Genomic DNA, 6,510 nt, shown 5'->3' on the forward strand with positions numbered 1-6,510 from the left:
ATCACACTTTCGTCTAGGAGCGTGGTGCCCAATGGGCCTCAGCGGCCGAAAGGGGCGAACGCCTTGAGTGAAACTGGCTGCTCAGATGGCAGGTGGGTTGTCACCGACAGTGAGATTTCCCAAAAGACACCAGGCTCCCAAGGGTGGCAACCGAATTTGCGTCGCTGCCTGCCGAGTCGCTGGGATACCGCCCACTTGGTGCGAATTGCCCCCCTATCCGGTTCCGGTCGGGTGCTCCGGCGTGGCACCGTCCCGGTGGCCCCGACGCCCTCCCGAAGGGAGAACCCCGTGCGCAGACTCCTGCTTGCGCTGCTGGGTGCGCTGGTCGTCCAGCTCGGCCTGGTCCAGGCCGCCGTGGCCGGCGACACCACCACCATCACCACCGCACCCACGACGACCGTGGCCCCGACCACCACGGCCGCACCCACGACCACCGCGGGCCCGACCACCACGGCCGCACCCACGACGACCGCGGCCCCGACCACCACGGCCGGCCAGACCACGACCACCACCACGCCCGGGCCGCAGATCGGGGTGTTCGACCGCCGGCCCGCGTCTGGGCCGGTCCGGACTGTGATCGCGGTCAGGTCGGTGACGCCGTGTGTCCCACCCCAGAACGCCCCCAACCCCGAGGTCTCGGTCGTGCTGTTCAACCAGCGCGACATCGACCAGAACACGGTGACGGCCGATGGATTGTTCGCGGTCGGCGCCGACGGCACCTGGTCCGGCAAGGTGACCGTGCCGGCGGCTGCCGAGCTCGGCGAGTACTTCGTAGCCGCGGCCTGCTTCGCGGGCGTCTCCATTGAGGAGGAGCCGTTTCTTATCTACGAGGAGCAGCAGTTCACCGTGACCGCCGTGCCGGTCACACCGCCGGCGGTCGCGGTCCCGGGCGCCCCGAAGTTCGCCGGATGATCGGCGGGACCGTCTAAGCATGCTCGCGGGAAACTCTTGCGGCCGGAGGCCGGCACGGCGCGCCCCAGCGATTGCGCTGCTCGGCGTATGCGTGCTGGCCTCTGGCTGCGCGCCATCCCACCACCGCGCCGGTCTGTCCGCGCCGCCGGTGACCACCCGAACCGCGGTCGACTGGACCAAGCTGCACGGCGACAGCAAGAAGGGCGCTGACAGCAGGGGCGCCGACGGGCCGGTCCGCACCACCGTGGCGCAGGCGACCGTGCGCCGGGTGGGCGTCTTCACCGTCCCCGGCGCCGCAGCGCCCCAGCAGCGGCTCGCCAACCCGCAGCCGTCCGGTGCCCCGCTTGTGTTCCTGGTCCAAGGGCAGCGTCCCGGCTGGCTCAAGGTGCTGCTGCCGGTGCGCCCCAACGGGTCCAGCGGCTGGATCCGCGCCGCTGAGGTGCGCCTGTCCCAGCACAACTTCCGGATCGTCGTCAGGCTCGGCGCGCACACGATCACGGTGTACCGCGGCACGCAGGTGATCGACCGCGAGCCGGTCGGGATCGGGCGGAAGAACACGCCCACCCCCGGCGGCCTGTACTACACCAAGGAGCTGCTGCGGCCGCCGAACCCCGATGGCCCCTACGGTGCCTACGCCTACGGGCTGTCGGGTTTCTCCAACGTCCTCAGCCGCTTCGACGGCGGTGACGGGGTGATCGGCATCCACGGCACCAACGACCCGTCGGGGCTTGGCAAGGACGTCAGCCACGGGTGCATCCGCATGAGCAACGCGGGCGTCACCAAGCTCGCCCGGATCTTGCCCCTCGGCGTTCCCATCGAGATCGTCCCGTAGCGCGCCGACCGAGATGCTGCGCGCGAACGCAGCACGCCCGGCTCGGCCTCGGCGACCGGATCTAGGAAGTGCCGCCTCTGGCCTGGTCACGCCCAAGGCTGGGCGATGGGTGAGGGGGCTCGAACCCGCTGGCGCGCTGTCTCACCGCCCCAGGTCCTCGGGGTGCAGGGTCGTCGACCTGCGATTCTCTCTACCTGTCGTGACCACTCGTGCCCGCCGAGGACCGCCGGTTCCCGATGCCGTGCGGACCCAGCACGGACCACGGTCACCACGAACACTGCCAGCTCCGGTTCCGTCCGGGCGCGGACGCCTCTCGGCGCTCCGGTCCTCCGCGACCAGGGACCGGAACGGCCGGCCGGGCACGGCAAGGCCGATCACTGTCTGGAAGACCACGAGCTTGGGAAGCACTGTCCGGCCGCCCATCGACGGGTGCTGACGCAGCTCAGGGGCTGCGGTGGCTGTCCGCTGTTGACCGTTGGTGACCGCTGTGAACCGCTGCTTGGGGCACGTACAGGGCACGGCCGGCAAGGACGAAGCTGGCTCGCCCCCTGGCGGTGACGGCTCCAGCTCGACCGTTGGGTGACGTTGGTCCTCGCTGATCGACTGCCTCGTGGGCAAGCGCCCGGAGGGCGCGCGGCAGGTCGGCGGGCGAAGAGGAGAACTGCGCAATCGCGTATTGCAGGCGGCATCGAAGAGCACGGATACTCGCAATGAGATGTCTGAGGAGAACCTGGCGATCGTGCAGCGCTTCGCCGACCGGGTAAATGAGCAGGACATCCCAGGATTCCTCGCGCTCGTAGACTCGGAGGTGGAGTTCCACACCTTCCGGGGGGTCGAGCGAGGGCTGGAGGGGGCCCGGCGGTTCGCCGAAAGCGGCGCCCCCAAGGAGCACTACTTGACCCACGTGGTGCATGAGCAGGCGTTCGACGCGGGCGATCGGGTGGTGGCGTTTGCCAACATCCAGCGGCGTTGGCGGGAGACCGGCGAGCTTGGGGACGAGACGCGGGTGGGCGTGGTCTTCACGCTCCGAGAAGGCAAGGTCGTGCGCTTCCAGGTCTTTCGTGACCGCCAGCAGGCACTCGTCGCCGCGGGGCTCGCCCAAGAAGAGCAAGCGTCTTCTCCGTAGGGCGAGTGGCGCACTGATCCGGGTGGTCCTGCCGGCCCGCGGGCCGGCCTTGAGAGAGCCGTAGAGAAGTTGTCACAACCTCCCCATAGCCCGCCTTCTCATCGTGCGCCAGGGTGCGCCGTCTTGCGTCCCACGTTGCTTGAGCGCTGCTCACGGCCCGTTTCGGGCAACGCTCAGCCCTCGTGTGACCCCGGCTCGCTGCTCGAGCTCGGCCCCCAGGTGCGCCCGTAGGCTTCGACGAAGGCCCGCCACCACGCTCCCGGGGGGATCTGCTGGCAGGCCTCCGCGAGCCGCTTTGCCGAGACGGTGCGCAGCGAGGCAGCGGAGGTCTCCTCCCACGGCGTCACGTTCTCGTAGCCCTGTACTCGGTACTCGCGGGCCTGGATCAAACATTCGAGCTTGTCGGCGTCCCGCGCGACCAGCGCCTCAAGGGAGGTCCGGCCCTCATACTCCTCGACAAGGTCACGCACTGCCCGGCCGACCTCACCCGGGAACTCCGCGACCTGGTCCTCGGTGATCCGCTCGTTCGGCGCGGCGGCGAGGTAGCCCCGGCCGACCGAGGGGATGTCACCCACCCGGGTCTCCTGGGTGTCGTGGAACAGGCACAAAAGCGCCGTCCTGGCCGGGTCCGCGCCCTCCAGCACCGCGAGCAGGTGGCCGATGATCGCGGTCCGGAAGCTATGCTCCGCGATGCTCTCGGGGTCCTTGACCCCGCGAGCCACCATCCTGTCCGCTTGGACCGCTTGAGCTGGCCCAGCTCGTACAGGAAGGTGGCCATCCCTTTCAGCTCCGCGTAAGACATCCTCTCGGCCCTTCGTACGCGCTCGTGGGACGATCCTCGGTCGCATGGCCCGCACCAGGAAGTGCACCTGTTCCAGCTCCCTGTAGTAGACCTGCCGGCGGAGCAGCACGCCGCCCACCTGGAAAGCGCTCGGTCCGGCCGTTGATCGCTCGGCCGCCGCCCGCAGGTGTTGGAAGAAGCGGTCCTTTTCGCTGGCGGTTAAGCTGGGCGCCTCAGCCACCGGACCCCGACGCGGCGCCTGGGCGGCATCGCGGAGCGGCGCTGGTGCCCGCTCGGTGAGCGGCCAGGTGAGCATGCCGACAAGGAACCCGGTGTTCACCATCGCTGCCAACGGATGTGCCTCGGGCTGCACGTCCTCCGGCTGGACCGCGAGCGCGTGCGTCAAGAGGTAGTCGGCTTCCATCGCCGTGTCCATGGCGTCGAGCAGGCGGCCATCGGCACCGAGCACACAGAGCTGATGGCGCAGTCTGAGCAGATCACCGACCCGGGTGCTGGCGAGTGAGCGTCGGCCGCTCTCCAGCCCTGGATTGTGTTCTTGTCCAGGCCAAGGCGCTCGGCAAGCGCCTCTTGCGTCAACCCCAGCGACTCCCGGATGAGCTTGAACACGTAGCCAGCGATGACACCACCACGGGGCTGACGGCCCTCAAGACCGCCACCGGTACGGGTTCCGCTGCCGGTACGCGTCAGAGGAGCTGGCTGACGTGGCATGTGACCGCCCCACATCCCTTCGCTGCGGCGGCTCCGTCCCGCCGCCAACTCGTACGGCGGGTTGGTCGATATTGCGTACTTCGTATCTTAGCGTGAGGTGACGTCAACGGAGTCTCAAATGGGCTCCATCGACCTACGAGGGAGTCACATGCCCAAGCGAGAGCCGCTGAGCCCCATGGAGCGGGTCTTGCGGGCGCGCGTGGCGGCCCACGCAAAGCACGCACAACACGATGCTCAGGCGGCGATGGCCAAGGCCCGCGCCGCGTTCCTTGCGAGCTTCGAGCGCCAGGCAGATCCAGACGGAGTCTTGCCGCCTCTTGAGCGTCAGCGCCGGGCGGAGCAGCTCCGCAGCGCGCACTTCGCGCGGCTGGCGCTCGCGTCGGCGAAGGCCCGCCGCGCCCGCCGGCCGGTGGCGAAGGGAGGTGACGGGTCCGTCGGCGCGCCCCGGTAAGGAAGCGGGCCGAGCGCGTCTAGCCACGCGCTCGGCCCTCAACTGCACATCGCGAGGGAGCTACCCCGAGATGCCGTCTCAGCGTACTGCTGTGGGTGGCCAGGAGCAGCGTCGATGCTGCTCCCGATGCCACCTCGAGAAGCCGCCCAGCGGCTTCTACCGCAATCCCGCCTCCATCTGTAAGCCGTGCCACAACGCCGCCACCGCGCGTAGGAACGAGGCTCGGCGCGCCGCGCTCGCGCTGCTGGTCAGCGCCCACCCTGACGAATACCGCGGCTGCTGCTCGCCGAGCGCACCCAAGCGTGTCCTTGCGCTCGCGGGGGGTAACTCGGATGCGGCCTGAGCGCAACCCCGAGCACGAGCACGCCATCGATACCCTCCTGCTGACCATCGGCGCGCTGCTGCTGGCCGGCAGCGGGCTGCTGTGGCTGGTCGGCCAGGTCGCCGCCATCCTGTTCGGCGCCCATGAGCACCTCGAGCTGCGCTTGGACGACATGTTCGGCGTCCTGCTGCACCTGCCCGGCCACTACAACGACCCCAAGCAGGCATGGCCCCCGCGGCGCAGCGGCTGCTGCCCGGCCCGGTCGGCATGTACACCGCCCTCGTCCTGACGGTCTGGGTGCCGGTGCTGCTGGTCGGCTGGGTCGTGGGCCGCTGGCGTGTGCCCGCCCGCCGCGGTCGTGTCCCCCGCCGGCAGCGAGGCGCCAGGTGGGCCAGCCTGTGGCAGCTCCGCCACCTGCTCGTCACCCACCCCCGCCCCGGGCGGATCATCCTCGGCCGCCGCGACCGCCTCACCGGCCGGGTCCTGCTCGCGGTCGAGCAGTGCCACTCCGTCCTGGCCTTCGGCCCCCCCGGGAGCTACAAGACACACGCCCTGGTCATCCCGGCGATCCTCGAGTGGGCCGGGCCGCTGGTGGCGACCTCGATCAAACCCGACGTGCTGCGCGCGACCCTGGCCCACCGGGCCCGGCTGGGGGAGGTGTGGGTCTACGACCCCCTCGGCCTGTCCGGCGTCCCGGGGGCGCAGTGGACCCCGCTGGCGTACTGCGGCAGCTACGCCAAGGCCAAGCGCGTCGGTCGCATGTTGGCCGATGCCGCCGACGTCCAAGGCCACAAGGCCGACGACGCCAACTACTGGCAGCTGCTGGGGGCCAAGCTCCTCTCGGTCCTGCTGTTCGCGGCGGCGGGCACGGGGCGAAGCATGGCCGACGTCGCCCGGTGGGTGGACGTCCAAGACGTCGACGACGTCGCGACCGCGCTGATGGAGATCGGCAACCAGCAGGCCCTGGATGCCTGGGCGGCCTGCACCAGCCGCCCCGACAACACCATGGGCAGCGTCTACGGCACCGCCGAGACGCTGCTGGACGTGTTCGGCGACCCCACCATCGCCGCCTCGGCCGAGGGCTGCGACCTCGACCTGGACGCCCTCCTCCAGCAGCCGAACAACACCCTGTACCTGTACGCGCCGGCCAGCGAGCAGGAGCGGCTGCGGCCCCTGTTCGAGCTGCTCGTCTCCGTCGTCATCCTCAAGGCCGAGGAGCTGGCCGCCGCCCAACCCGACGGGATGCTCAACCCGCGGCTGTTCGTCTGCCTGGACGAGGCCGGCAACTGCGCCGCGATCAAGAAGCTGCCGCAGCTGGCCACCACCGGCCGGGGGCAGGGGATCCAGCTGCTGACGG

The 6,510-nt window shown here is 70.1% G+C and carries 7 protein-coding genes and 1 pseudogene; 7 read left to right on the top strand and 1 reads right to left on the bottom strand.

All coding sequences use genetic code 11. From position 1 onward, the window contains the following. Positions 1 to 288: 288 nt before the first annotated feature. From VG276_12985 to VG276_12995, 3 genes are all read left to right on the top strand, one after another. On the top strand, positions 289 to 912 hold the full coding sequence (locus VG276_12985) for a hypothetical protein (GenBank protein ID HEV8650289.1): 624 nt from the start codon (positions 289 to 291) through the stop codon (positions 910 to 912). A 148-nt stretch (positions 913 to 1,060) separates the two neighbouring features. Continuing rightward, positions 1,061 to 1,744 carry a L,D-transpeptidase gene (locus tag VG276_12990; GenBank protein HEV8650290.1) on the top strand — a complete coding sequence of 228 codons (684 nt, stop codon included), beginning with the start codon at positions 1,061 to 1,063 and terminating at the stop codon, positions 1,742 to 1,744. 610 nt (positions 1,745 to 2,354) lie between these two features. Continuing rightward, positions 2,355 to 2,870, top strand: a complete 516-nt coding sequence (locus VG276_12995) for a nuclear transport factor 2 family protein (protein HEV8650291.1) — start codon at positions 2,355 to 2,357, stop codon at positions 2,868 to 2,870. 173 nt (positions 2,871 to 3,043) lie between these two features. On the opposite strand, the pseudogene VG276_13000 reads toward VG276_12995, so the two are convergent. Next, positions 3,044 to 3,672 (bottom strand): annotated as a pseudogene (locus VG276_13000) (HD domain-containing protein). A 334-nt stretch (positions 3,673 to 4,006) separates the two neighbouring features. Between VG276_13000 and VG276_13005 the strand changes: the two are divergent. From VG276_13005 to VG276_13020, 4 genes are all read left to right on the top strand, one after another. Next, positions 4,007 to 4,174 (top strand): hypothetical protein, encoded by a 168-nt coding sequence (locus tag VG276_13005; GenBank protein HEV8650292.1) that lies wholly within the window; start codon positions 4,007 to 4,009, stop codon positions 4,172 to 4,174. Between the two features lie 354 nt (positions 4,175 to 4,528). Beyond that, positions 4,529 to 4,831: a hypothetical protein gene (locus VG276_13010; GenBank protein ID HEV8650293.1), complete on the top strand. Its 303-nt coding sequence runs from the start codon at positions 4,529 to 4,531 to the stop codon at positions 4,829 to 4,831. A gap of 332 nt (positions 4,832 to 5,163) precedes the next feature. Continuing rightward, entirely contained in the window at positions 5,164 to 5,442 is a 279-nt protein-coding gene (locus VG276_13015) for a hypothetical protein (GenBank protein HEV8650294.1), read from the top strand. Continuing rightward, positions 5,379 to 6,510: type IV secretory system conjugative DNA transfer family protein (locus tag VG276_13020; protein HEV8650295.1), on the top strand; the 1,132-nt coding region annotated here is incomplete at its 3' end. The genes VG276_13015 and VG276_13020, both read left to right, overlap by 64 nt.

This window comes from Actinomycetes bacterium, from assembly GCA_036000965.1.
Classification (GTDB): domain Bacteria; phylum Actinomycetota; class CALGFH01; order CALGFH01; family CALGFH01; genus DASYUT01.